Origin of the sequence: Xanthobacter tagetidis (assembly GCF_003667445.1) — a bacterium.
In the GTDB taxonomy this organism is placed as follows: Bacteria; Pseudomonadota; Alphaproteobacteria; order Rhizobiales; family Xanthobacteraceae; genus Xanthobacter; species Xanthobacter tagetidis.
Genome location: NZ_RCTF01000002.1, coordinates 203697 through 229705, shown reverse-complemented (window position 1 = coordinate 229705; position 26009 = coordinate 203697). Strand labels below are relative to the sequence as shown.

Genomic DNA, 26009 nt, shown 5'->3' with positions numbered 1-26009 from the left:
CATTTGCCGGTTGGCCGGCTCTTTCGGTTGAAGAGGGGAACGGGTCGTCAGCTCAGCCCGCTGCACACACTGATAAGGCGCGCACGCCCCAAGTCAGGAGAACCCCCACCAGGTCAGATTCCGCCCCGGCGTCCCAGAAGGCCGAGTATCAAGGCTCGGCCATCGGATCCGATGAGGGGCACCACGGCCAGGATACAGACGACAACGCCCGCCCCGCGCACCGCCAGCGAGTGAAGTTCGAATGCGAAGCCCCACTGGTACAAGATCGCACCGTAGACACAGAGCATCGACGACATGAAGAGTGTGAAAAGGATGCTGAAATCCGGCTCCTCGATGCGGCGAACCGCCATCCATGTGCCCAGGAGCACGATGAGGTTGGTGACGATGAGGCCCAACGCGCCGGCAACGACCCCCAAATAATTGACAAGAAAAATCATACAGCCGAATCCGATAAGCATTCCAACTCCGCTAAAGACCGGAATTAGAGCTGTCTTTCGATGAAAGAGGAGTACCTTGGAAAAGAACTGCCCGGCGGCGTTTATAAATTGAGCCGCAATGATCATGGGAGCGATTCTCCCCGCCTCGGCAAACTGGCCCGGGAACAGAATATGATAAATTTCGGGAGAAACCGCCATGGCGACCACACACAGAATGCCGAGACCCGACAGATAAACACGGGCCACAATCGTTGATTTTTTTCTAAAATCCAACTCGCCCGAGCTTCTTTTACGATAATACCATGGCGCAAACGTTTGATCGAAAGTGATTGTAAGAAGCGCGAAAGCTTGCCCCGCGAGACCGGCCGCAAAATATACCCCAAGGGCGGGTGCCCCGACAAAATTCGAGAGCAGAATCCGGTCGAAAAAGACGCGCGCCCATCCTGAAAGCTGTTGAAGCAACAGCGGCATCGCAAACAGCCAGATGGGAAGCAATGGCTCCACCACGGTCCCGGGAGCAGGCGACAATGCCGGACGCGCGAGCGGCTTGATCTCGATGATCATCGTCAGGAACGCCGCGAGCGCCCGCGCCAGAAACACTCCGAGAAGCCCAAGGTCGAGAACGCAGACGAGCAGCAGACTCAAGACAAGAAGCAAGGAAATACGAACCAGAGCGATGACTGCAAATGGCCTCGCCTGCTCTCGCGTTCTATACATCTGCTGCGCGAACAGGTTGATACGCTGAAAAAATGCGCCCGCGATCAAAATCGCGACGAGCATGCTCGAAGGCGGCGATAAAGTGGTCCACAGCGACCATGTCGGCCAGATGAGCACAAAGCTCGCCAAGGCCAACACCGCTGCGACAGCCAGCGAGACGAGAAAGAGCCGCGAGATCGTGCGGTCTCGCGATTCTGTCTTGTTGACATGGTAATAATGGACACAGCTGGCCGCAAACGCACCATCAAATGAAATCACGAGCAACGCCTCGAGCGCTGCAAGGACCGCGAGCAAGCCTATTTCCGCTGGCTCGAGGAAATGGGAAAATATAGGAAGAAGCGCGACATTGATGAGCTGTTGGGAAACGCCCGCGATCAAATAGATAGAAAATCGCCCCGCGAACGTCTGAGATTTTGGGAGGTACTTCATCGAACCGCGCCGGCTATGATCCGATCAAAAACGAATCCAAAATTGAATCGCAAAATCGCCCATGAGTTCGTCATGTCCGTCACAGGCCACCATCGGCTTGCATGATCGCCCCCTAGAGGGCTGGCGCCCAGAGCCGCTTTTGCCGGGATTGAATTCAGGCCGCCCAAAGGCGACGCCGCGAGATCCTTCCCTGCCCTGGCGCAGACAGGGAATGCCTCGCGGCCGGAGGACAACGACACTGCCTGACAGCGCGCTGTCCCCCCAACCGCGAACGACGCCCGAAGACGGCTGCTTCCCAATAATCGGACCCCAAACAGCGCTGTCATGCCTTCAGTGGGCGGACTTGCGACCAACGATCAGAACATGCCGGTAGATGTTCCCCACGAATGGCGCCGCGCGAACGATTTTCTCATCCAGAGCAAAGGCCGTGCGGGTCAGAGGATTATCGGCGTCCTTGAAGATGAATCGGGAGAGGACCCCAAGCGGCACCGATGTAAACTGCTCATGGTGAAATGTGGTGTCGAACTTGCTGCGCAGATAATTCAGTTCCTTGAAGCGCAGCGGCCGCTCATCCGGCGTCCGGGCAGCAGGCGTCGCCCAGCGCACGACCCACCCGATCGGGTTCAGGTCCAACGGCTCCTGAAACACCATGATGCCGCCGGGTTTCAGCACCCGATATACCTCGTCCACCGCCTTCTCAAAATCAAGGTGGTGCAGGATGCCTCCACCATAAACGACGTCGAAAGTACCGTCCGCGAACTCGAGCGCGTTCGCGTCCATGATCCTAAACTGAGGCTTGACTTCACTGCGCTCGGCGCTGCTCACGCCCTTCTCGAGTTCGACCTCGGAGATGTTGATGCAGGTGAGCGACTTCGGACGGACGCCGTTATTGGCGATCCAGGCGATCCAGGAGGCGGATCCGATCTCGAGGAAGCTTCCGTCTTCCCGCCCCCGAAAGAGGCCCTGAAGAAGCTCCAGCCGCTTGCGGTCATACAGCACACGCGTATGCGCAAAGACGCTGTTGTAGGTCCCCCGTTTGAGGCCCTCGTTATGAGCATCCTTCTCTCGCTGCGCGCGCGCGTTGGTTGCCTGAAAAGCCATCGTCATGCATTCCCCAGCTGAATCGAGACTAGGCTCACGTCGTGGCGAGAAATCGAAAGGCCAAGGCGCGGCGAACCAACGCTTGGATTCTAAAGCTCCCAAACGAGATGAGTTCCCGCTTGGTTTGAATTATCGGCGTTCTCGCTGCACCGCGTCAAGTCGCCCGTTCGATGAGGCCTGATTATGGTGCGTCTAGGAATTGCACCCCTGGATGGGGCCGTTCAAGTGTTTGGCGGCGCGTTTGGCGCCCTGTTTGGCGGTGGGTTTGGCGGTAAATTGGCCTTGCGATCCAATTGCAGTTTGTGCGATGCACCGTTGACTGATTTTGTGCCGGATCGTCGTCGTCCCGCGGGGTCGCTGCAGCGGAGAGGCAGGTATGCTTATCGATCGCAACGTGCTCCGGTTCATCGTCCTCAACGACGATCCCGTCTTGAGCGCGCTCAACAAGATCAGCATGAACAAGTCCGGATTCGTCCTCGCCGTGAGCGAGAACGGGCTGCTCCAGGGCATGCTGACGGATGGCGATTTCCGCCGCTGGCTGACGTCCACCCCCGAGATCAATCTCGAAGCGCCCATATCTTCGGTTGCGAACACCAAGTGCCAGACGGCTCGGATCGATGCGGCGCCGGAGACAATCTCCACGCTTTTTTCTGACCGCATCCGTGCCGTGCCGCTGGTGGACGACTACAACCGCGTGGTCGCCATCGCCTTCCCGTCAAAGGCTGAGATGTCCATCGCCGGCCGGCTCATCGGCAAGGGCCAGCCCGCTTACGTGATCGCCGAGATCGGCAACAACCACCAGGGCGACGTGGACCTCGCCAAGCGGCTCGTGGACCTCGCCAAGGAGGCCAATGCGGACTGCGTGAAGTTCCAGATGCGCGATCTGTCGTCGCTCTATGGCGGCGGCAAGAGTTCGGACGCCAACCAGGACCTCGGCGCGCAATACACGCTCGACCTGCTCGCGAAGTTCAACCTGAAGGCTGACGACCTGTTCCGCGTGTTCGACCATGCGCGCGAGCAGGGCATCGAGCCGCTGTGCACGCCGTGGGACCTGCCGAGCCTCGAGGCGCTGGAGCGCTACGGCATCGCCGGCTACAAGGTTGCCTCGGCCGACCTCACCAACCACGATCTGCTCACCGCCCTCGCCGACACCCACAAGCCGCTGGTGTGCTCCACCGGTATGTCGCAGGAAGCGGAGATCCGCGAAAGCGTGGCGCTGCTGAAGGCGCGCGGCGCTCCTTTCGTGCTGCTGCATGTGAATTCCACCTATCCGACGCCCTACAAGGACGTACAGCTGCGCTACATGGACCGTCTGGCCGAGATCGCCGGGGGGCCGGTGGGCTATTCCGGCCACGAGCGCGGCTGGGTGGTGCCGGTAGCGGCGGTGGCGCGCGGCGCGTGCGTGGTGGAGAAGCACTTCACCATCGACCGCGGCCTGGAAGGCAACGACCACAAGGTCTCGCTGCTGCCGGGCGAGTTCGCCGACATGATGGCCGCCATCCGCGCCGTGGAGGAATCCATGGGCGAGTCCGGCGAGCGCGCCATGACCCAGGGCGAAATGATGAACCGCGAGATCCTCGCCAAGAGCCTGAAGGCGGCGAAGGACATCGCGGAAGGCGCGGTCATCACCGACGACATGATCGTGGTGCAGAGCCCGGGCCAGGGCCTGCAGCCGAACCAGCGCGGCGCCCTGCTGGGCCGCAAGGCGCGGCGGGCGATCGAGGCCGGCACGCCCTTCTTCCCGTCCGATCTGCAGGACGAGGTGGCGCAGGCGCGGCCGTTCCGCTTCCCGCGCTCCTGGGGCATTCCCGTGCGCTGGCACGACTACCGCGCCATGCTGGAGAAGACCAACCTCACGCTTCTCGAATACCACCTGTCCTACAAGGACATGGAGGTGAAGCTGGAGGACTGGTTCGCCGAGCCGCTGGACATCGACTACGTGGTCCACGCCCCGGAGCTGTTCAAGGGCGATCACATTCTCGACCTCGCCTCGCCAGACGACGCCTACCGCCAGCATTCCATCGGCGAGCTTCAGCGCGTGATCGACGTCACCCGCGCGCTCAAGACGTGGCACAAGCGGGCCGGCGTGCCGCTGATCATCGTCAACATGGGCGGCTTCTCCACCTCCCGCGCCTTCCCCGCCTCCGCGCGGCCGGCGCTCTACGCGCGCATGGAAGAGGCCCTCGCCGCCCTCGATCGTGACGGGGTGGAGCTGATCCCGCAGACCATGCCGCCCTTCCCCTGGCACTTCGGCGGCCAGAGCTTCCACAACCTGTTCATGGACCCGGACGAGATCGCCGCCTTCTGCGCCGCGAACAAGATGCGGGTGTGCTTCGATGTCTCCCACTCGCAGCTCGCCTGCAACCATTTCGGCTGGTCCATGCGCGAGTTCTGTCAGAAGGTGGGCCCCTATACCGCGCACCTTCACATCGTCGACGCCAAGGGCGTGGACGGCGAAGGCCTGCAGATCGGCGACGGCGCCATGGACTTCGCGGCGCTTGCCAGCGCGCTGGAAGAAAGCTGCCCCGATGCCTCGTTCGTGCCGGAGATCTGGCAGGGCCACAAGGACGGCGGCGCCGGCTTCTGGTATGCTCTCGACAAGCTGGAAGGCTGGATGGGCACCAAGGCCACCGGCCGCAGCGCCATGGGAGCCGGCTTGCGGCTTGCCCAGGGCAATTGAGGCACCGAAGCGGAATGACTTTGTCTCCGCGTGCGGGCGAAAGCCTGAAGCGGTGGTCGAAACGGAACGGGCACGGAGCGTCCATGTCGGCCGGCAGCGTATATGCCCTGGTGCTCGCCCGCGGTGGCTCCAAGGGCCTGAAGGGCAAGAATGTGCGCCCCCTGGGGGGACATCCTCTCGTCGCCTGGTCGGTGGCGGCCGCGAAAGCCTCGAAGTCGGTGGACCGGGTGATCTGCTCGACCGATTCGGAGGAGATCGCCGCCGTCGCCCGCGCCTACGGCGCCGAGACGCCGTTCATGCGGCCAGCGGAGCTCGCCGGCGACTTCTCGACCGACCTCGACGTGTTCGGCCATGCGGTGCGCTGGCTCGCGGACCATGGCGAGCACCCGGACCTCATGGTTCAGCTCCGGCCCACGACGCCGTTCCGCGATCCCGAATGGATCGACCGCTCGGTCGCCATGATGCGGGCCAACCCGGCCATAACCTGCGTCCGTTCCGTGACGGTAGCCGAGCGCACGCCCTACAAGATGTGGTGCAAGGCGGAGGGCGGACAGCTCTCGCCGCTACTCAGGCTTGAGGGGGTGCCGGAGCCGTTCAACATGCCGCGCCAGAAGCTGCCTCCGGTCTTCTGGCACACCGGCCAGCTCGACGTGATCCGCTCCGACGTGATCCTGTCCGGCTCGATGACGGGCGACGCCATCTTCGCCATCGAGGTGGACCCGGACAGTGCCGTGGACATTGACGGCATCCGTGACTTCCAGATGGCCGAGCTGCTGCTGGACGAGGCGATGCCGCAGGCGGTGCGTGAAGCGATCGGGACGGGGCGGGCCGAGGGGCTGCAGAGGGCGGAGGGCACGGCTGCAGCGCTGCGCTCGCTGGGCTGAACGCGATGCGTCGTGCTCGTACGGCATCCACTCAAGCCGGCTCGGCTTCCAAGCTGGTCCGGTCTACGGCGGATAGGCGGAGGCCGGCCGCTTTGGACGCGCACAATCTGTTGGGTGCGGCAGCGCCCCAGCGCAATTATCCGCTGACGGTCGCCTTCTTTGTCCTGTTGGTTACGTTTCTCATCGCCTTTCCCAAAGGGGGTGCGCGAGTCGGAGACGTGCCGGTCACCATCGGCTATGTGGTGCTCGGGATCGCGACAGGCCTTTCCTATTTCCGATTCTTGATGAATTTGAATTCCCTGCCACCCAAGTCGATTACGGCATGGACTGCAACTTTGCCATTTCAATTCATTGTGGGGATGACATTTTTAACTCTTGGCGTGAGGTCCAACAGCACGACGCTAGCATTGACAATTCTGACAACGTTCATTTTTATGCCGAATGCCTTCTTGGTCTTTCTTTCCCTATCGGTTTCAAGAATCGATCCTGCGTTCATCAAAAAATGCCTCGCATTCGCTATACGTTTTGTATGTATATTCGGTGTAGTTATTTTTGTGGCTAAAACATTCTTTGGCCTTAAGATTGAAATACCGTTTCTCACAGTCAATCTTAACGATATTGATTCATTGGAAACAAAAAATAACACCCGAGGCTCTTTGTATAAGATGATTTCGACCTACAATAATGGTAATATTTTTGGAGTTTGCCTTGGACTTATGCTTCCCATCTATTACTTTATTGAAAAGAAAAAGGAATTTTTCTTCCTTGCTCTTATTTGCATGCTGCTAACTTTGTCGCGAACTGCGTGGGCCTCCTTGATTCTGGCCCTGATGGCTATTGCTTGGGTCGAATCGTTGCGGCCTTCGCGCATCTTGGCCTTGGGCGCGATTGGCCTTCTATTCGTCGCCGCGTTGCCTTTCGTTCTTGAGCTTATGGGACGGGACACGTCTTTCCTCGTCGATAGCCGGCTGGGCGGGCGCGCTACCCAGATTGAATATTTCGACACCTTCAAGCTCGAGCCGCAAGAGCCAGTCGGGTCGATCTATGAAGTTGTATATGCGAGTATCTATCGGAATTATGGTCTGTTTGGCTTGGCCACGTTCCTGGTCTATCTCGCGGGGCCTATCATTGTTGTCCTTCTGGGACCCGGTCGCCGAAGGACTTTCAATCGCGCCTGCATCGCTGGCCTTGGCGTCTATATCGGCACCGCCGCTTCGGATGGCGCGATCCTCCTCATTCCCACCATGGCCCTCTATTTCTTCATCGCGGTCCTGGCACTGGAAGTTGAAGATCCCGATGACGATCAGGTTGCCGCGCCCCCCGCCCGGGTCGCTCCGGAGAAATTGCCGACACGCTATTCGGGGCAATGGAGGCGGCCCAACAAGTTGAGATCGTGATGTGGCGCTTGTGAAGTCGAACCTTGAGACATTCAGACCGAAGTCGCTCGCCCGTCCGGTCGTCACAATTTGAGATGATTTGGTCGGCACCAGCGAACGCAGTTGAGCTGGCGGAGTGTGGCTGCCAGCTCCAGGAAAACAGCTGACCGCACAGCCGATGCCAGCACTGCAGATGAACCAAGGTCTTACAATCGGGGGCACACGTATGACCGGAAAATCAGCGATCGTCTTCGGCGGCTGCGGCTTCATCGGCTCGCATCTGCTGAAGGCTCTGGCTGCCAGCGGGGCATATGACCAGCTTGTCTCTGCCGACATCCGCAAGCCGCGCTTTACGGTGGATGGCGTGTCCTACGTCCATTGCGACGTGCGCGAGCCGATCACGCTCGCTTGCCCGCCCGGCGAGGTGGAGATCTACAACCTCGCCGCGGTCCACACGACTCCCGGGCACGAGGATTGGGAATATTTCTTCACCAATACGCTCGGCGCCGTGAACGTGTGCGATTTCGCGCGACGCCATGGCGTCGACCGGATCGTCTTCACAAGTTCCATCTCGGTCTACGGTCCGAGCGAGACGCCGAAGGACGAGGACTCCGTGCTCGAACCCGAGAGCGCGTATGGCCGCTCGAAGTTCGGCGCCGAGCAGATCCATCGCCTCTGGCGCGCCGAGAAGCCCGAGGCCCGCAAGCTCGTGGTGGTGCGGCCCGCCGTCATCTACGGCTACACCGAAAGCGGCAACTTTACCCGCCTTGCGGGGCTGCTGCGCAAGGGGCGTTTCGTCTTTCCAGGCCGCAAGGACACCATCAAGGCCTCCGGCTATGTGGAGGATCTGGTTGCCTCATTTGGCTTCGCGCTTGCGCGGCCGGAAATGGAGATCACGTACAACTTCTGCCACCCGCGCTCTTATACGGCCGAGGACATCTGCAATGCCTTCAGTCGCGTGGCCGGCTACGCCCCCGCCACGCGCGTGCTGCCCATGAACGTCATGCTCGGTGTCGGCCTCGCCGGAGAGGTGGCGGCCGGGGTGGGGATGAAGACCTCCATCAACCGGGCGCGCATGCACAAGCTCAACCGCTCGACCAACATCGTTCCGAAGCGCCTGGTGGAACTCGGCTTTCCCTATCGCTACGACCTCGATCAATCGCTGGCGCGCTGGCGCGAGATGTCCCCTTCCGGCCATTTCGACTGAGCCATGGCGACCGCGCCCGATCTTTCGCGCTTCTCGGGGCCCGGCGTCGCGCGCCTCGCCGAAGCGATCGCCTCGGGGAGGCCGCTTCGCGCTGCCCTGCCGCGCAGCACGCTGCACATCAAGTTCCTTTTGGACAATGAAGCGCCGGTCGATCTCTGCCTCGTGCGCGACGACCACATGCTTGCCCCTGCCGTCGCCGCATTCGGTGAAAACGTGGTGCATCTCGGGCGCGAGGTGCGCATCGGCGGCGGCAACAGGAACCTTCTTTCCGTCCGCCGTGCGAATGCCCGCTATTACGCCGACCTCGCGGCGCTCGCCGCAGCAGCCCGCTTCGAGAAGCTTGTCGTCTTTCTGGCTACCGAGCCTCTGGAGGAGTTCCTCGTCCCGCGCTTGCCTCCCGGCAAGGTCGAGATCTGGGAGGATGGGCTCATGCACTATGTGGACATGGAAGGCCCGCTGTTCCGGGTGAAGCGCCGCCTGGTGCAGAAGCTATGCGGCTTCCATGTGGGACGGCTGTCCCGCACGACGCTCGACAAGAACGCCTTCCGTATCCGCGACCGCTTCCGCGAGGGCTCGCTTGCCTTCCACCGCCCGCTGCGCGCTCGCACCTATCGGGCGGAAATCCTCTTTGTGGGCCAGCCGCTGGTCGGCGACGGGCTTGTCGACATGAAGACCTACGCGACCGGTCTCAGAGCGCTCGCCAGCGCCCTCCCCCATCCTATCCGCTACCTGCCTCATCCCCGCGAGAGCGCGGACGCGGTGGACACGCTGCGCGCCGCCGCAGAGCTCCGCGCCATCGAGCAGGACCGCCGGGGTGTTCTGGAGCACTGCGCCGACTTTGCCTATCTCGCTTATCTCTCCCCCTTCTCCACAGCGCTGCTCGACCTTGCTGAGGCTGACCGTTCATTCTTCGTGGCCGGCCTTGTCGGCCTGGACAAGCTCGGCCTGCGGCTGCGCGGGTTCTCGGATTCGCCTGTCGCCGTTCCCGCGACCCGGGAGGCGCTCGCCGCGCAACTCGCGCGGCTCGGGCCTCCCCTGCTGAACACTCGATAGTGCAGCCGGTTTCGCCGCTTCGCGCGTTGACCTCTGCCAATGACCGGAGCCAAGGATGAGTGCCCCGCCTTCCCGCGTCCTCCACGTCTCTGAAATCCTGCCGGGCGGCACCGCCACCTATATCCAGGAACTCTGGGCGTTCCAGCGCGACCAGCTCGGCGAGGAAAGGGTGCGCTTCCTCCTGCCCGGACCTCAGCTCGACCACGCGCCCGATCTGCCGCGCCATCGCATCACCGGCTGGGCGCGCACCGGGCGCGATCCGGGATCGCTGCGGCGCCTCGGCGTGGCGCTGAGCGCCGAGGTGGCGGCCTTTCGCCCCGACGTGGTCCACATCCACGGCACCTTTGCCGGCGTGGTCGGCCGGACGGTTTTGGGGATGCGCCCGCGACGGCCGAAGATTGTCTATTGCTCGCATGGCTGGTCGTTCGCCATGGAGATCTCGCCGCTGAAGAAGAAGGTCTATTCCGGGCTGGAGCGGGCGTTGTCGTTCGGCTGCGATGCCATCGTCACCATTTCCGAGGACGAGCGCCGCCTCGCCTTGGCCGCCGGCCTGCCGGCGGCCAAGCTGGTGACGGTCTGGAACGGCATCGCCGCCGCGCCCCGGGGCGCCGGCGTCGTCCGGCCGGAGCATGGCCCCCTCCGCCTGCTGTTCGCCGGGCGCCATGACCGGCAGAAGGGCCTCGACATCCTGCTCGATGCCATGGCGCAGCTCGAGGGTGTGCCGGTCGAGCTCGACGTGCTGGGCGAGCCCTTGGGGGAAGACGGCCGCCCGCTGCCGGCCGGCGCGAGCCCACCGGCCCGACCCGGCGCGAAGGTCAACTATATCGGCTGGGTGCCGCGCGAAGAGGTGGCGCAGCGCATGGCGGCGGCCGATGCGTTCGTGATGCCCTCGCGCTGGGAAGGGTTCGGCCTGGTCGCGGTGGAGGCCATGCGGGAGGGCACGCCGGTGCTCGCCTCGGACCGCGGCGCGCTGCCGGAGATCATCGATCACGGACGCTCGGGGCTCATCTTCCCGCTCGATGCGGCATCCATCGCCGACTGCCTCAGAGGCCTTTCGCGGCCGCAGCTGCGCGCCATGGGCGCCGCGGCCCGGCGCGACTTCGAGGCGCGTTTCACGGCGCAGCGCATGAGTGAGGAAATTCTCAGTCTCTATGGCCGGCTGTGCGACACGCCCGGCTCCTCCGCCTGACGCCCCTGCGGACGCCGGCGTCGGCTATCTGGGGGCGAAGACGGGATGCGCCACCTTGTCGCCGGCCGTGATGCCGAGGCGGCGGGCGGCGCCGCCGTCGATCTCCAGCACCGCCCGCACCGGCTCGCCGGACGAGATGGTCTGCTCGGAGAACGGCGTGGTCATCGCTGCGATCCGGGCGATGGTGCCGTCGGCGCGGATGAACAGCATGTCGAGCGGAATCTTGGTGTTCCTCATCCACATGGCCACCGGCTGATCGACCTTGAAGTCGAACAGCATGCCGCGCCGGTCGCCGAGCGTGTCGCGGAACATCAGTCCCTTGGCGCGCTGCGCGTCGGTGTCGGCGAGTTCCACCTCGAACACCAGGACCCCCTTGGCGGTGGCGATCTCCAGCGCCTGCCGGGCCATGGTGGTGGCGCTCTTGTCGGGTGCCGGCTGGGCGTAAAGCGGGGCGAGCGGCGCGAGCAGCCCGAGCGCGAGCAGCAGGGCAAAGGCGCGGATGCGGTGCATCTTGTGGAACCCTCGGCCATCGGAGCGCCGAACCGCGGCGCGCGATCCCTCATAGGCGTTCGGGATGGTGGCGACAACATGAGCGGTGTTGCGACCGGACGCCGCCGTGCGGATGTCCGCTCTGCCCTGCGCTCTGCGGCGCCCTTGCCCGGGGGCGAGGGGCTCAGTGGCCGGCAGAGCCGTCCGCGTCCGCCTTCACCTCGGCGGCCATGAGGCCCTTGGAGCCGTCGCCGTAGCGCACGAGAACCGCCTGGCCGGGGCGCAGCTCGGTCAGACCGTGGCGACGCAGGGTCTCCATGTGCACGAAGATGTCCGGCGTGCCCTCGCCCTGGGTGAGGAAGCCGAAGCCGCGCAGGCGGTTGAACCACTTCACCGTGGCGCGCTCGAAGCCGCCCTTGGGCTCCACCAGCTCGCGCGCCCGGCTGGGCGGCGGAGGGCTCTGCACGGCGGTGGACAGGTCCAGCGAGAGCACGCGGAAGGCCTGGAAGCCCTTGGCGCGGCGCACCGCCTCGCACACTACCCGTGCGCCCTCGATAGCGGTCTGGAATCCGTCGCGGCGCAGGCAGGTCACGTGGACGAGCACGTCCGGCCCGCCACCGTCGGGCACGATGAAGCCGTACCCCTTCGAGGCGTCGAACCATTTGATGGCGCCGGCGATCTCGACGAGCCCCACGGGGGCCTCGACGCCATCGCTCGTGCCGTCGTCGGTGGCTCCCTCGATGAGCGGGCCCACCCCCAGTCCGTCAGACCCCATATCCCCCCCGACCCAGAGCGCGATCCGATCACATTGGCTCGATCCAACCGGGCATTCGCCCCTAACCTGATGGCAGAGAACGCGTATCCGACCAGCGTGCGGGCAAGCCGGTCGGCGCGCGCTCAAACGCGCGCGACCGCTCGATTCCGCGAGAGCGGCCTACGATAGCAAGTCGGCGACGGTTCGCCCACCCTCTTCACGCTTGGTCAGCAAATGGGCCGAGCACGTCGCCGATCTCGGAACGCGACACCATGTCTGCGATGTCGTCGAAATCCGTGGGCTCGCGGTTGAGGATGACCAGCTTCGCACCCGCCCGCTTGGCTTCGAGCGGGAATCCAGCGGCGGGAAAGACCACCAGGGACGAGCCGATGACGATGAACAGGTCGGCGGCGCGGGTGAGCGCGGCGGCGCGCGCCATCTCCCGCTCCGGCATGGCCTGGCCGAACGAGATGGTGGCGGACTTCACCGGCCCGCCGCACGCCGCGCAATCGGGCGCGAGGCCACCCGCAGCCTCGAACCGCTCGCGCACCCATGAAAGCTCATAGCGCTGGCCGCATTCGAGGCAGGTGGCGTAGGTGCCGTTGCCGTGCAGTTCCACCAGGTGCGCGTCCGGCACGCCGGAGGCCTGGTGCAGGCCGTCGATGTTCTGGGTGATGACGCCGGCGAGCCGCCCGGCCGACAAGAGCCGCGCCAGCGCCCGGTGGCCGCGGCCGGGCTGAGCGCCGCCGAACGCCTCCTCCATGGCGAAGCGTCGGCGCCAAGCCTCGTTGCGCGCCGCCTTGTGGGAGACGAACACGTCGTAGGGGATGGGCTTGTTCTGGCTCCACAGGCCGCCGGGGGAGCGGAAGTCCGGAATGCCGCATTCGGTGGAGATGCCGGCGCCGGTAAAGGCGACCGCATGCCGCGCGTTGTCGAGAAGTTCGCCAAGGCGCGCCTGCGCACCCTTGAGATCGCGCTCGAAGATCATACGTTCGCTCCGCCGGCACGCCGCCGGCCTCCCGTCGCGCCCACAGCGAAGAGGCTCGCCATGCGCTTTCTGCACACCATGGTCCGCGTGACCGACGTCGACCAGTCGCTGGACTTCTACTGCAACAAGCTGGGGCTGAAGGAGGTCCGCCGCAAGGACGTGCCGCAGGGGCGCTACACGCTGATCTTCCTCGCCCCGCCCGGCCAGGAGGGCGTGGCCGAGATCGAATTGACCCACAATTGGGACCCGGAGCCCTACGACGAGGGCCGCAATTTCGGCCATCTCGCCTTCGAGGTGGAGGACATCTACGCCACCTGCGAGCGCCTGATGGCCTCCGGCGTCACCATCAACCGGCCGCCGCGGGACGGCTACATGGCCTTCGTGCGCTCGCCGGACAACATCTCGGTGGAGCTTCTGAACAAAGGCGGCCCCAAGCCGCCGGCCGAACCCTGGGCCTCCATGCCGAACACCGGCAAGTGGTGAAAACGGGGGCGGGCTGTCGGCGCCTCGGCAGAGAAACGGGCAGCCGCGACCGGGAGTGACGCCAACCCTCCCCCCGCGTGCGGGGGAGGGAAGGGTGGGGGAAAGCCCCGCGGGGCGACGGACAGCCATCGGCGCTCCCCTCACCCAGCATGCCCCTTCCCCAGCCCTCGCCCGATCCCCCCTCCCCAGCCCTCGCCCGATGCCCCCTCCCCAGCCCTCCCCCGCAAGCGGGAGAGGGAATCCGGCTCGGGCTCTATGCACAACGAATGTAGGCACGCGCGGCGCCCCCTCTCCCCGACGGGGAGAGGGTCGGGGTGAAGGGTCTCCCCCGCCCGGATTGCCCCCCGGCGCTCCAGCCTCCCGGCGTCCCTTCCCCCTCACCCTGCCCTCTCCCCGTGGGGGAGAGGGATGCCCGCTCGCTTGGCGGCGGAGGCGGGGAAAGGAAAGCCGGTTGCTTGGCGGACGAACCGGGCAGAGGCGAGTTTTCCCCTGTTCCCGCGTGCGGTTCCGCTCCACCCCTTGCCGCCCGCGGCCGTCCCCCCTATAAGGGCCGGCGCCGCAGCGCCCTTCGTCTATCGGTTAGGACGCCACCCTTTCACGGTGGAGAGAGGGGTTCGACTCCCCTAGGGCGCGCCAGCAATTTCAATGCATTCGTCAATCGCACTTGCAAGACTGACGAGATAATCCCTTAGCCGCTGGATGTCCCGGTGAGCAACGATGGGGCCGGGCTCTTCAAGCACAAGCCGCGCAATTTCTTCTTGGCTCCAATCCCGTGGTGTTGCCAACTGGTAGCATGGCCACCATTGGCTGCGACTACCGCCGCCAACCTTGTCCCGCACGTTCCGCAGGCGGTCATGATCGGTGCAGTCTTGCCCATTTGCCCGTGCGCCCAGTTTGGGATCCGGCGCCCGGACACCAACCAGAATCTGTTCGAAGTGGCTCCGTTGAGCTTCCAGCGCAAGAACACAACGTTCAGGCCACGTGTCTCGACGCAAACTCCACGGGCGATACTGTACCGAAAGGCACTCGTGGAGCGAATAAGGCGCGCAAACATGGAGCCCCATCGCCTGAAGGTCAGCCGTAAGGAATGCTTCAATTTCGTCAATGGAGCTTTTGTGCAAGCGGCGTCCGGCCAATAAAACAATAAAGGCTGCCTTTCGGGCATTTTCGTTCTTGGAAATTATTTCATCGACCGCATTAAGAAAGGGACTGTCATCTTCTTTCATCAAAGGCTTATCTCCGAATTGAGCGGCGAAATAGGAGAGAAGGTCAACGACAAAGGCGCGCACCGGAATGGCCTTGATCTTGTCGAGAACGCCGTCAAAAATCGCATAAAGGGATCTGCCATCCGATGCTACATAGGGAACTCTTGAAACGCTTTCCTGAGCAGTGGCTGCTTCTTGTTGAGAAATGAATGCCAATTTTTTAATTTTACCATCCAGACGACCAGTCAATGCGGACCAATACTCTGATAACTGCCGCTCAGATTGTGGCGCCCAGGGCTTGTTCTCGATCCCAATGACAAGGTCAGGCGTCTCGATGACGATATCGATGCGCCTATCGCCCCCAACGGTCTCCATTCGACGAACTGGCACTTCCGTGCGGATCCGACACCAGTCAAATTGGCCCAAAGTCGGCAGCCCAAGAACGCCGAGAAACGCATTCAGGAAAAGTGGACCCTGCCCATGGGCCCCCGATGGGTCGAACAACTCTGCGATTACTCGGCTAAGTGTGGCTTCTCCGGGATTAAATAATCTCATCGGCGAGAAATCGGGTGCGCCGTAGAGCTGTGAAGCCAACCGTTCGGCATCAATGGCGGGTCGCCGCCGATCCAGTTGCACCAACATTGGTGCTAACGAAGATACGGCGGGATGCATCAGGCCAGTCTCCAGCGGCGGGATTCGGACTTCTTTGCGTCCGATTTCTGCACGTGAAGCGTGGACTTCACAACTGGATATCCCGTCTCGCAGCCCGCCCCCCCATCCCCCACCGCGACGCAATCACCTCGACCGCCTTCGCCGCCGCCCCCCAGCCGGTGGTGCGGAAGCTTAGGCCGCGCGTCACGTATTGTGCCCCAGCCCCGAACACCCCGTATTGCAGGTATTAATTCACCGCCTCAAGGTGCCCCACCCCACCGCCGGGTCGCGGCCTCTTTGGTGGCAGTGGGTCGAGGATGGCGATGTTGTGCCGTTCGTCGGCGGCCATCAGCAGCGCGATGTCGGGAGAAGCCAGCGGCGTGTCTGTGGGGACGCTTGTCTCGGCGATGTCCCGGCGACGAGAAGGAGCGGCGGCGGCTTGTGGCTCAGCTGCTCGGCTGCGCCATCCGCGCGGCGCGGTGAGCGCCTGCCGTCTGCCGCCGCGCCGTCACGTCAATCGTCCCTGCTGCGCCGAGGGAGCAAGGCGCCGGAGGGCACGCACGCGCCCCCCTCACCCCAGCCCATACCGCGACGCGATCACGTCCACCGCCTTCGCCGCGCCCGCCCAGTCGTAGGTGCGGAAGCTGTGGCCGCGGGTGACGTATTGCGCCCCGGCGTAGAACATCTCGTATTGTTGGTGGCGCGAGGCGAATTCCGAGCCCACGGCGTCCCAGGTGAGCTTCAGCAGCTTCACCCGGTCCTCGCCGCTCACGGCGGGGGAGATCTGCGTCAGGCGGATGATGCGGGCGAGCTCGTCGTTGGAGAAGTCCTCCACCGAGGAGGGCAGCATCAACAGCGCGCCGCCGGCGAGCTCGCGGATGGTGCCGATCACCTGCGGATAGAGCTCCTGCGAGAACACCTGCGCGGTGTAGAGCAGATGCCGGTCGGGCAGGTAATAGGGCCCGCGCCGATAGCCCGCCGCTTCCATGCCGTAGACGAGACCCTCGATCATCGCCGCCTGCGCCGCGAGCTTGCCCAAAGTGTCGCGCACCTGCGGGAAGTTGGAGGTGCCGATGATGTCGGTGAGCGCCCGCGCGAGGCCCACCAGGAAGCGCAGCTTCACCGAGAGGCGGATCTGCGCCTGGTAGTTCTGGTAGACGTGGCCGGGCGTGTCGTGGAACTGGGCGCGGCACATGTCGGTGTCGCGATAGGTGAACACGCGCTCCCACGGCACCTTCACGTCGTCGAAGAACACCAGCGCGTCGTTCTCGTCGTAGCGGGCGGAGAGCGGGTTGTCGAACTCGCTCACCGCATGCGCCTCGAACGACTTGCGCGACAGGAGCTTGAGGCCGGGCGCGTTCATCGGCAGGGCGCAGGAGAAGGCGAGGTGCTCCTCGCCCGGCATCAAAGGCTGGCCGGAGCTGACATAAATCTCGTTCGCCATGATGGAGCTGGTGGCGAACAGCTTGGCGCCGCGGATGGTGATGCCGCCCGCGTCCTCGTCGACGATGCGGGCCACCATGTCCTCGGCGCCTTCCTGCTGGCTGCCGAAGGCCTTGGAGCGGTCGCCCTGCACGTTGTTGATGACATAGGTGAGAAACACGTCGCGGCGGCGCACGTCCTCGAACCAGTCGCGGAAGGCGGCGGCGCGCTTGGCATCGTGCCGCTCGAACACCTCGAAGCCCATATATTGGCCGCAGATGGAGGAGGCCACATGGTCGGGCGAACGGCCGAGGAAGCCGCCGGTCAACTCCGCCTGCGCCACCAGCGCCTTGCGGCGGACCACGAGGTCCTCGTAGCTCTCCGGCAATTGCCAGGCGCGGTTGACCCGGCGGCCGGGGCTCAGCTCGAAGGTCATGGCCTCCAGGTTCTCGGGCGCGGCCTGGAAGTCGTAGAGCATGCCGGCGGAGGCGACAGCATTGCGGAACGCGGGGTGCGCGCTCACGTCGCCCACCACCTTGCCGTCGAGATAGACGCTGCGCCCGTCATTGACGCTCGCCACATGCTCGGCGCCGGTCTTGACCAGAGAGAGAGGGGGGGTGTGCGTGTTCATCTGGGCGTTCTCCCGCTGCCGGCATGCGCGTTTCGTCGCACGGGTGCATTTCCGGCCTAAAAGCTAACATAATTAGCTAATATTGCAATCTATATCTGCGAGGCCTCTCCCCCTCTGGCCGCCGGCCCGTCCCTTGGCGCGGGACGGCATGCGGGCTAAACCCGCGCGGTCGCTGGCGGCGGCGGAGCCACGGCCGCGCCGAGGCAAACGGGCCGCGCGGGCCGGGGTGGGAGATGACTTCATTGGCCGACACATCGAAAGCCCCCGTGCCGCTCACCGTCTCCCGGCCCGAGCTGCTGGAGGACGGCAGCGACCGGTCGTTCCGTCAGCTGGTGCATGCCCTGTTCGGCTTCCTGTCCCGCCACGAGGCGGTGCGGGCCGGCCATGCAGCGCGCATCGGGCTCGCGGGGATCGAATATTCGGTGCTCATCTCCATCGGCCATCTGGAGGCGGAGGAGCGCAGCGTCAGCGTCAACCGCCTCGCCACCCACCTGCACCTCAGCGGCCCGTTCATCACCACCGTCACCAACAAGCTGGAGCGCCTCGGCCTCGTCAGCAAGGAGCCGGACGCCGAGGACCGCCGCCGCGTCAAGCTGCGCATCACGGCGGAGGGGTGGCGGCGGCTCAGCGAGCTGGCGCCGGTTCAGCGCCAGGTGAACGACGTACAGTTCGGCCCGCTCTCCACCGACGAGTTCCGCCTGCTCAACGACATCATGGCGCGGCTCATCGACAGCAGCGAGCGGGCGCTGAAGCTGCAGGCCTTCCTCGCCGATCCGCCGGAAGCGGCGCCGCCCGCGCCGCTTCCGGCGGCCGCGGCCGGCAAGGCCAAGGACAAGGACAAGCCGCCCCGCCTCAGCCGCCGGCCCGCGTGACGAGCGTTTGCAAGGTGGCGCTCTGCGGATCGGTCAGCTCGGCAAGCACGGTGAGGTGGTTCGCCCCGGCGATCTGCGCCCCGCTGGTCTCGACCCCGCTCTCGCCCCAGGCCCGGACGATCTCGTCCGCCTGCGCAAGATAGACCTCGCTCTCCAGCGCCCCGACCACGGTGTCGAGGATGCCGCTTTTCGGCGCCGGCTGGAGCAGCGGGCTGAGCGCGGCCGCCCGCGCCGCGTCCAGCTTCAGGGCGCCGTTGATGGTGGTGCCGATCACCGGCCTCAAGTCGTAGATTCCCGAGATCGAGACGGCGGACCGCACGAAATCTCGCGGGAGTCCGTGTCTGGTCCAGTCCTCGGCCAGCATGCGGGCGGCGAAATTGCCGCCGGCGGAATGGCCGGCGATCACCACCGGCCGCCGCCAGCGCTCGAAGGCGCGCGCCATCACGGTGCACATCTCGCGGTAGATGTCCTCGATGAGGACCTCCGGCGCCAGGGTGTAATTGGGCATCATCACGTCGATGCCGCGCCGGTTCAGCCCCGACGCCAGATGGCTGAAGGTGCGGCAGTCGTAGCGCTGCCAGTAGCCGCCATGGATCAGTACCACCGGGGCCAGACTGCCGTCGCCGCCTTCGCCGTGGAAGACGTCGAGATACTGCCGCGCCCCCGCTCCGTAGGGGATGCCAAGCTCGGCCCGCGCCGCCTCCCGGTAGGCCGCGGCGTCGCGATACCAGCCCTGAACCACCGCCTCGCGGTCGGGAATGCGCAAAGCGATGTTGATCTGGGATTCGTAGTCCAAGGCGTTGGTATCCATGGCTGAGACCCGCAGGGAGCGGGCATTCGATTCCTCACAAACCCCATCGCAGGCCCGGCCGCAATGTGGATCCCCCGGACAAGCCGGGGGATGACGGCGCGTTCAAGCCGGAGGGCGCGCTCTGGTTTCCCGCCCTAGCGGAACTTCGGCGGTCGCTTCTCCAGGAAGGCCTTCACCCCCTCGCGCGATTCCTCGGTCTGGTAGAACAGGCTCAGCGCCTGCATGCCCATGCCCGATATGGCGCGGATGTTCTCGCTGTCGAGGTTGAACGACTTCTTGGCGATGGCGATGGCGGTGGGGCTCAGCGCGTGGATCTCCATGCACCAGCGCTCCACCTCGGCGTCCAGTTCGTCGGCCGGCACCACGGTGTTCACGAGCCCCATCTCCAGCGCCTGCTGGGCGCTGTAGCGGCGGCACAGCATCCAGATCTCGCGCGCCTTCTTCTCGCCGACGCCCCGCGCCAGAAGGGCGGTGCCGAAGCCGGGGTCCACCGAGCCCACCTTCGGCCCCACCTGCCCGAACACGGCGGTCGCCGAGGCGATGGCGAGGTCGCAGCAGGTGACGAGCACGTTGCCGCCGCCGATGGCATAGCCGTTGACGCGGGCGATCACCGGCTTCGGCACGTCGCGGATCAGGCTCTGCAATTCCTCCACCGGCAGGCCGATGGTGCCGCGCCCGTCATAGGCGCCGTCATGGGCCGACTGGTCGCCGCCGGTGCAGAACGCCTTCTGCCCGGCGCCGGTCAGCACGATGGCGGCGATGGACTTGTCCCAGCCCGCCTTGCCGATGGCGTGGATCAACTCCTCGCAGGTGATGCCGCGGAAGGCGTTGTACTTCTCCGGCCGGTTGATGGTGATCCAGGCCGCCGGCCCGCGCACCTCGTAGATGATGTCCTGGTAGTCCATCGCGTCCTATCCGTGCATGGTCAGGCCGCCAGACACGCTGATGACCTGGCCGGTGATGAAATCGGCATCGGCGCTGGAGAGGAACGCGATGATGCCGGGCAAGTCGTCGGGCTCGCCGAGGCGCTTCAGCGGGATCGCCTTGCGCAGGCCGTCATAGATCTTCTGGCCAAACTCCCCCTCCCCCACGAACGAGCGCAGCAGCGGCGTGTCGGTGGGGCCGGGGCAGACCACGTTCACCCGCACATTGTCGCGCGCGCACTCGCGGGCGATGGTCTTGGAGAACGCGATCAGCCCGCCCTTGCAGGCGGAATAGACCGACTCGCCCGAGGAGCCCACCCGCCCCGCGTCGGAGGCGATGTTGACCACCTTGCCGCCGCCGCCGGCGATCAGGCGCGGCAGCACAGCCTTGTGCAGGTTGAGCGGGCCGACGAGGTTGATGGCGATGATCTTGTCCCACAGCGCCGGGTCGGTCTCGACGAACGGCTTGGCGATGTCCCAGCCGGCATTGTTGACGAGGATGTCGATGCGCCCGAACGCCTCCTGCGCCTGGGCGACCGCCGCCTCCACCTCCTCGGGGCGGGTGATGTCGAAGGCGAGCGGCAGCACGTCGCCCCCGCTCGCCTTCAGCTCGCCGGCCAGGCCGGCGAGCGCGGGGCCATTGACGTCCGCGGCGGCGAGCCTCACGCCCTCCGCGACGAAACGCCGGCAGATCGCCTGGCCGATGCCGCCGGCCGCCCCCGTGACGATGGCGACGCGGTCCTTCAGGCCTCTCATGTCCTTGTCCCCTCTGATTCAGGCGCCGTCATCCCCACACCATCATTCCCACACCGTCATGCCCCGGCTCGTCCGGGGCATCCACTTCGGCCTTTGCTCTGCGCCGTGACCCCGTCCACGCGGCCGTCTCCAGGGTGGATCCCCCGGACAAGCCGGGGGATGACGCCGCAGGTGCGGCAGCGCGGTCGATGCAGGTGCCGTGCTTCATCCACGTCATGCCCGCTCCGTCTTGCCCCCGCTTTTCCGGGGCATGACGGCGAGCGCCTCATGATCGAAGCTGCTCCTAATGCCCCTGGTCCTGGATCAGGTCGCGCAGCTTGAACTTCTGCACCTTGCCGGTCGCCGTGCGCTCGATGGGGCCGAACACCACGCGGTCCGGAACCTTGAACTTGGCGAGCCGGCTGCGGCAGAAATCGAGCAGTTCCTCGGCAGCAAGCGAGCCCTCCACCTTCAGCTCCACGAACGCGCAGGGGCGCTCGCCCCAATGGTCGTGCTTCATGGCAATCACCGCCGCCGAGGCCACTGCCGGATGCTGGTAGAGCACCTCCTCCACCTCGATGGAGGAGATGTTCTCGCCGCCGGAGATGATGATGTCCTTCGAGCGGTCCTTGATGTCGATGTAGCCGTTGGAGTGGACCACCGCGAGGTCGCCGGTGCGGTACCAGCCGCCAGCGAAGGCGGCCTCCGTGGCCGAGGGATTCTTCAGATAGCCCTTCATCCCCATGTTGCCGCGGAACATCACCTCGCCCATCGCCTCGCCAGTGCGCGGCACGGGCGCGAGCGTGACCGGGTCGGCGACCATCATCTCGTCGGTGACGACGGTGCGCACGCCCTGGCGCGCCATCATGCGCGAGCGCTCGGCGCCGGGCAGGCCGTCCCATTCACGATGCCAGTCGCAGAGCGAAACCACGCCGTGCATCTCGGTGGTGCCGTAGACGTGGCGCACGATGAAGCCGAGGTCCTCGGCCGCCTTCAGCACCGGAGCCGGCGGCGCCGAGCCCGCGGTCATCACGGCGACGGGTGCGCCGAGCCGCTTGCCGGACCGCTCCGCCCCGTCCACCAGCATGCCGAGCACCGTGGGCGCGCCGCAGAAATGGGTGACGCCGGTCGCCTCGATGAGGTCGAACACCTGCTCGGCGACCATCTTGCGCAGACAGACATGGGTCGCCCCCACCGCCGCCACCGCCCAGGTGAAACACCAGCCGTTGCAGTGGAACATGGGCAGGGTCCACAGATAGACCGAGTCCGCATCCATCTTGTGGTGCAGCACCTGCCCGAGCGCGTTCAGATAGGCGCCGCGATGGTGGTAGAGCGCGCCCTTCGGGTTGCCGGTGGTGCCGGAGGTGTAGTTCAGCGAGATGGTCTCGAACTCGTCCTGCGGCCAGACCACGTCGTCGTCTTCGCTGCCGGTGGCGAGAAGCTCTTCATAGGTGAGGTCGCCGATCCGCTCGCCGTCCTCCGCCATGTCGTCCTCGATGTCGATCACGAGCGGCTTTGACGGCAGGAGGGCGAGCGCCTCGCGGGCGATGGCGCTCCATTGCGGGTCCACCAGCAGCACTTTGGCCTCGCCGTGCTCCAGGATGAAGGCGACGGCTGCGGCATCGAGCCGGATATTGATGGTGTTGATGATGCCGCCAGCGAGCGGCACGCCGAAATGGGCTTCCAGCACCGCCGGAATGTTGGGGGCCAGCAGCGCCACCACGTCGCCCTTCTCGATGCCCGCCCGCCTCAGCGCCGAGGCGAGCTTGAGACATCGACGGGCATAGTCGCGCCAGGTCACACGCCGGTCGCCATAGACGATGGCGTCGCGGTCGGGGAACACGTCCGCCGACCGGAACAGGAAGTTCAGCGGCGTCAGCGGCCGGAAATTCGCGTCCCGGCGTTGCAGAAAGGGGGCGTCCAGGTTGAGCGTCACGGCATCCTCCCTCCAGCGCCCGCTCTTGGTTTTCGGAGCATGCGAAGGCTCCGGATGCGGGCGTCAATAGCTGCGCGACATCAGATACGGTTGCCGACCACGGCGCCCTCCAGGATCGCCCGCTTGGCGTCGAGCTCTCCCGCAAGCCGCGCGCCGCCGACCACATGGACGCTCTGCCCGCGCGCCTCCAGCTCGTCGGCGAGGCTGCGGTCGGACTCCTGGCCGGCGCAGACGACGATGGTGTCGGCCGGCAGCACCTCCACAGCGTCCCCCACGGCGACGTGGAGGCCGTCCGCATCGATCTTGAGGTAGCGCGCATCGGCGATCTGGCGCACGCCGAGATCCTTCAGTTCCTGCCGCAGGATCCAGCCGGTGCTCTTGCCCAGCGTCTTGCCGAAGCCGCCGGGCGAGCGCTTCACCATGGTGACCTGACGGCGGGCAGACGGGATGTGGCGCGCGCCGCCGGCGATGCCCCAGCGCTCCTCGAATTCCCCGATCGACTGGCGCTCGCCCTCCTCGCCCAAGGCGAGGAACAGCGCCACGTCGTGGCCAATGCCGCCGGCGCCGATCACCACAACCCGTGCGCCGGCCTTGGCCTTGCCGTCGAGGATGTCGGTGTAGCCCACAACGCGGGGATCGTCGGCGCCGGGAATGTCGATCGGGCGGGCGCTGACGCCGGTGGAGATGATGACGGCGTCATAGTTGTTGCGCCCGAGCGCATCGATGCTGACGCGGGCGCCGGTGCGCACCTGCACGCCGGCCTCTTCCAGCTGGCGCCGGAAGCCGTCGATGGCGAGGCCGTAATCCTCCTTGCCGGGCACCTGCGCGGCAAGGGTGAACTGGCCGCCGATCTCGGGCGCCGCCTCGTAGAGGGTGGTGTGGTGGCCGCGCCGCCCGGCCTCCAGCGCTGCCGCGATGCCGGCGACGCCGCCGCCCACCACCGCGACGCGCTTGGCGTCCGCCGCCGGCGCATCGGAGAATTCGCCCTCGCGCAGCGCACGCGGATTGACCAGGCAGGAGATCACCTGGCTGGTGAAATAGTGGTCGAGGCACGCCTGGTTGCAGGCGATGCAGACATTGATGAGATCCGGCCGGCCGTCGCGCACCTTGTTGACGAAGGCCGCATCCGCAAGGAACGGACGGGCCATGGAGATGAGGTCGGCGGCGCCGTCCTCGATCAGGCGCGCGCCATCGTCCGGCAGGTTGATGCGGTTGCTGGCGGTGACGGGGATCGACACCACCGCCTTGATGCGGCGCGTGGCCTCGGCGAAGGCCGCGTGCGGCACCGTGCCGGCGATGGTGGGCACGGTGGATTCATGCCAGCCGATGCCGGTGGACAGGCAGTCCGCGCCCGCCTTCTCCACTTCCTGGGCGAGCCAGAGCGTATCGTCTTCGCTGAGGCCGCCCTCGATGAGTTCCAGCGCGGAAATGCGGTAGGACAGGATCGCCTTCGGCCCGAGCGCCGCGCGCACCGCGCGCACGACCGCCAGCGGGAAGCGCGCGCGGCTCTCCAGCGCCCCTCCCCAGTCGTCGGTGCGGTGGTTGGTGCGGGTCGCCAGGAACTCGCTGATGAGGTAGCCCTCCGAGCCCATCACCTCGACGCCGTCATAGCCCGCCTCCAGAGCGAGGCGCGCCGTGTTGGCATAGGCGGCGATGGTCGCCTCGATCTCGTCGGCCGGCAGTTCGCGCGGCGTCTCCTTGTTGATCGGCGCGCGGATCGCGGACGGGGCGACGATGGCCGGATGGTAGCCGTAGCGGCCGGCATGGAGGATCTGCAGGATGATGCGGCCGCCGGCAGCATGGACCGGCGCGACGATGCGCCGATGGGCCTCCACCTGGTCCGGCCGCTCGAACGTGCCCGGCTCGTCCTTCATCCGCCCGGCGAAGGTGGGCGAGAAGCCGCCCGTCACCACCAGCCCGACGCCGCCCTTGGCGCGCTCGGCATAGAAGCGGCCCAGTTCGTCGAAGCGCTCGGGATGGGATTCCAATCCGGTGTGCATCGAGCCCATGACGACGCGGTTGGAGAGCGTCACGCCCCCGACCGAAATGGGCTCAAGCAGCGCCGAACGGGCCGCACTCATGGGCAGTTCCTCCACAGCCTTTCGCGCGCCGTCGGGCGCACGTTTGTCATTACTCCAATGAATAGACGGGGCATCGGATTAATGTCAATATCTTTGCCTTTCTCGCAACCACCTTCCGGAACGTCGACGGACCGCCGCGGCTGCGACGTGGCAGCATATGTGTGCAATGCAACATGATGAAGCGGCATGTCGCAGGCGAAATGTCCATCGTTGGGCACGCCATTTATATCAATACATTGCCATGAATGCTGCTATCATCGCCGTGCGCTCGAGGCCGGCAGCCGCGGGATGCGGCGCTCTGGAGCACGGCAGCGTTGCCGACTATGGTGGCCGCACGGATCGGGCGCCGCGGCGCGCGCATTGACCGCCTGAATGAAGATCGAACCGGAGCCGGCCGCGTGAATGCTTCAGGGGAAAACCACTTGACGGCACAGCACGAGGAGCAGGCCTCCGCCGACCAGCTGAACAACCGCATCTTCTTCCGCCTGTTTCAGCTCGGCAACACATTGCAGCGCCAGTCCGTGAAGGAACTCGGGGTCACGACGGTTCAATGGGCGGTGATCGGCGCCCTGTCGCAGAAACACCGCCCGGATGGCATGGCGTTCGGCGACCTTGCGGAATACCTCGTGGTCAGCCGCCAGAATCTCGACGGCGTCATCAAGCGCCTGGAGCGCGGCGGCATCGTCGAGCGCACCACCGACCCCAACGACCGCCGGGCGCGCCTCGTGCGCCTCACCCCTGCCGGCCACCGCCTGTGGCCGGACCTCAGGGACAAGATCTTCGAATTCTACAAGCAGGCCGCCGCCGGCTTCAGCTTCGACGAACGCGCCTCGCTGGTTCACTTCCTCGGCAAGCTGCAGGCCCAGCTCCTCACCGTGGAGATCGGCTACAAGCCCCCCTCCCTCGCCGAGCAGGAGGACGGCCCGGCCGCCGGCTGAGCGGCGCCGGGCACGCG

Annotated in this window: 21 protein-coding genes and 1 tRNA gene; 10 read left to right on the top strand and 12 right to left on the bottom strand. The window is 65.5% G+C overall.

What is annotated here, in order from left to right; all coding sequences use genetic code 11:
- Window positions 1-113 precede the first annotated feature (113 nt).
- The gene (locus D9R14_RS03860) at window positions 114-1583 is read right to left on the bottom strand and encodes a lipopolysaccharide biosynthesis protein (RefSeq protein ID WP_121621989.1); all 1470 of its coding nucleotides are present in this window, start codon (window positions 1581-1583) and stop codon (window positions 114-116) included.
- Window positions 1584-1913: 330 nt separating this feature from the next.
- Window positions 1914-2690 carry a class I SAM-dependent methyltransferase gene (locus D9R14_RS03855; RefSeq protein WP_121621988.1) on the bottom strand — a complete coding sequence of 259 codons (777 nt, stop codon included), beginning with the start codon at window positions 2688-2690 and terminating at the stop codon, window positions 1914-1916.
- Between the two features lie 370 nt (window positions 2691-3060).
- Between D9R14_RS03855 and D9R14_RS03850 the strand changes: the two genes are divergently transcribed.
- From D9R14_RS03850 to D9R14_RS03825, 6 genes are all read left to right on the top strand, one after another.
- Window positions 3061-5364, top strand: coding sequence for an N-acetylneuraminate synthase family protein (locus tag D9R14_RS03850; protein WP_121621987.1), 2304 nt, complete (start codon window positions 3061-3063; stop codon window positions 5362-5364).
- Window positions 5365-5447: 83 nt separating this feature from the next.
- Window positions 5448-6248 (top strand): acylneuraminate cytidylyltransferase family protein, encoded by an 801-nt coding sequence (locus D9R14_RS03845; RefSeq protein WP_170168477.1) that lies wholly within the window; start codon window positions 5448-5450, stop codon window positions 6246-6248.
- A 92-nt stretch (window positions 6249-6340) separates the two neighbouring features.
- On the top strand, window positions 6341-7645 hold the full coding sequence (locus D9R14_RS22800; RefSeq protein ID WP_147452938.1) for an O-antigen ligase family protein: 1305 nt from the start codon (window positions 6341-6343) through the stop codon (window positions 7643-7645).
- A 205-nt stretch (window positions 7646-7850) separates the two neighbouring features.
- Window positions 7851-8831 carry an NAD-dependent epimerase/dehydratase family protein gene (locus D9R14_RS03835; protein WP_121621984.1) on the top strand — a complete coding sequence of 327 codons (981 nt, stop codon included), beginning with the start codon at window positions 7851-7853 and terminating at the stop codon, window positions 8829-8831.
- Between the two features lie 3 nt (window positions 8832-8834).
- Window positions 8835-9884 carry a hypothetical protein gene (locus D9R14_RS03830; protein ID WP_121621983.1) on the top strand — a complete coding sequence of 350 codons (1050 nt, stop codon included), beginning with the start codon at window positions 8835-8837 and terminating at the stop codon, window positions 9882-9884.
- 55 nt (window positions 9885-9939) lie between these two features.
- Window positions 9940-11073, top strand: coding sequence for a glycosyltransferase family 4 protein (locus tag D9R14_RS03825; protein WP_121621982.1), 1134 nt, complete (start codon window positions 9940-9942; stop codon window positions 11071-11073).
- Between the two features lie 24 nt (window positions 11074-11097).
- Here the strand turns inward: D9R14_RS03825 and D9R14_RS03820 are convergent, their stop codons facing one another.
- The 3 genes from D9R14_RS03820 to D9R14_RS03810 all read right to left on the bottom strand — a co-directional run bounded on the left by D9R14_RS03820 (window position 11098) and on the right by D9R14_RS03810 (window position 13304).
- Window positions 11098-11583, bottom strand: a complete 486-nt coding sequence (locus D9R14_RS03820; protein WP_121621981.1) for a DUF192 domain-containing protein — start codon at window positions 11581-11583, stop codon at window positions 11098-11100.
- 163 nt (window positions 11584-11746) lie between these two features.
- Window positions 11747-12337 (bottom strand): cold-shock protein, encoded by a 591-nt coding sequence (locus D9R14_RS03815; RefSeq protein ID WP_121621980.1) that lies wholly within the window; start codon window positions 12335-12337, stop codon window positions 11747-11749.
- A 196-nt stretch (window positions 12338-12533) separates the two neighbouring features.
- Window positions 12534-13304, bottom strand: coding sequence for an SIR2 family NAD-dependent protein deacylase (locus tag D9R14_RS03810; protein WP_121621979.1), 771 nt, complete (start codon window positions 13302-13304; stop codon window positions 12534-12536).
- 60 nt (window positions 13305-13364) lie between these two features.
- On the opposite strand from D9R14_RS03810, the gene D9R14_RS03805 reads away from it, so the two are divergent.
- On the top strand, window positions 13365-13787 hold the full coding sequence (locus D9R14_RS03805) for a VOC family protein (RefSeq protein WP_121621978.1): 423 nt from the start codon (window positions 13365-13367) through the stop codon (window positions 13785-13787).
- Window positions 13788-14348: 561 nt separating this feature from the next.
- Window positions 14349-14423 (top strand) — tRNA-Glu (locus tag D9R14_RS03800).
- On the opposite strand, the gene D9R14_RS03795 is transcribed toward D9R14_RS03800, so the two are convergent.
- Together D9R14_RS03795 and D9R14_RS03790 are read right to left on the bottom strand one after the other, a co-directional pair.
- Complete coding sequence (locus D9R14_RS03795; RefSeq protein WP_121621977.1) at window positions 14411-15664, bottom strand: PD-(D/E)XK nuclease family protein; 1254 nt, start codon at window positions 15662-15664, stop codon at window positions 14411-14413. The two genes, D9R14_RS03800 and D9R14_RS03795, sit on opposite strands and share 13 nt — an antisense overlap.
- Before the next feature lie 550 nt (window positions 15665-16214).
- Entirely contained in the window at window positions 16215-17696 is a 1482-nt protein-coding gene (locus D9R14_RS03790; RefSeq protein ID WP_210210805.1) for a 4-hydroxyphenylacetate 3-hydroxylase family protein, read from the bottom strand.
- 242 nt (window positions 17697-17938) lie between these two features.
- On the opposite strand from D9R14_RS03790, the gene D9R14_RS03785 reads away from it, so the two are divergent.
- A complete protein-coding gene (locus D9R14_RS03785; RefSeq protein WP_210210804.1) occupies window positions 17939-18568 on the top strand; it encodes a MarR family winged helix-turn-helix transcriptional regulator in 630 nt (209 codons plus the stop codon).
- Here the strand turns inward: D9R14_RS03785 and D9R14_RS03780 are convergent.
- The 5 genes from D9R14_RS03780 to D9R14_RS03760 form a co-directional block, all read right to left on the bottom strand.
- Entirely contained in the window at window positions 18549-19364 is an 816-nt protein-coding gene (locus D9R14_RS03780; protein ID WP_170168476.1) for an alpha/beta hydrolase, read from the bottom strand. The two genes, D9R14_RS03785 and D9R14_RS03780, sit on opposite strands and share 20 nt — an antisense overlap.
- A gap of 149 nt (window positions 19365-19513) precedes the next feature.
- Complete coding sequence (locus D9R14_RS03775; RefSeq protein WP_121621974.1) at window positions 19514-20284, bottom strand: enoyl-CoA hydratase-related protein; 771 nt, start codon at window positions 20282-20284, stop codon at window positions 19514-19516.
- 6 nt (window positions 20285-20290) lie between these two features.
- Window positions 20291-21058 carry a glucose 1-dehydrogenase gene (locus D9R14_RS03770; RefSeq protein WP_121621973.1) on the bottom strand — a complete coding sequence of 256 codons (768 nt, stop codon included), beginning with the start codon at window positions 21056-21058 and terminating at the stop codon, window positions 20291-20293.
- A gap of 283 nt (window positions 21059-21341) precedes the next feature.
- Window positions 21342-22973, bottom strand: coding sequence for an AMP-binding protein (locus D9R14_RS03765; protein ID WP_121621972.1), 1632 nt, complete (start codon window positions 22971-22973; stop codon window positions 21342-21344).
- Between the two features lie 80 nt (window positions 22974-23053).
- Window positions 23054-25054, bottom strand: coding sequence for a 2,4-dienoyl-CoA reductase FMN-binding domain-containing protein (locus D9R14_RS03760; protein ID WP_121621971.1), 2001 nt, complete (start codon window positions 25052-25054; stop codon window positions 23054-23056).
- Window positions 25055-25476: 422 nt separating this feature from the next.
- Here D9R14_RS03760 and D9R14_RS03755 point away from each other — a divergent pair, with 422 nt between their 5' ends.
- Entirely contained in the window at window positions 25477-25992 is a 516-nt protein-coding gene (locus D9R14_RS03755) for a MarR family winged helix-turn-helix transcriptional regulator (protein ID WP_245420534.1), read from the top strand.
- Window positions 25993-26009 lie beyond the last annotated feature (17 nt).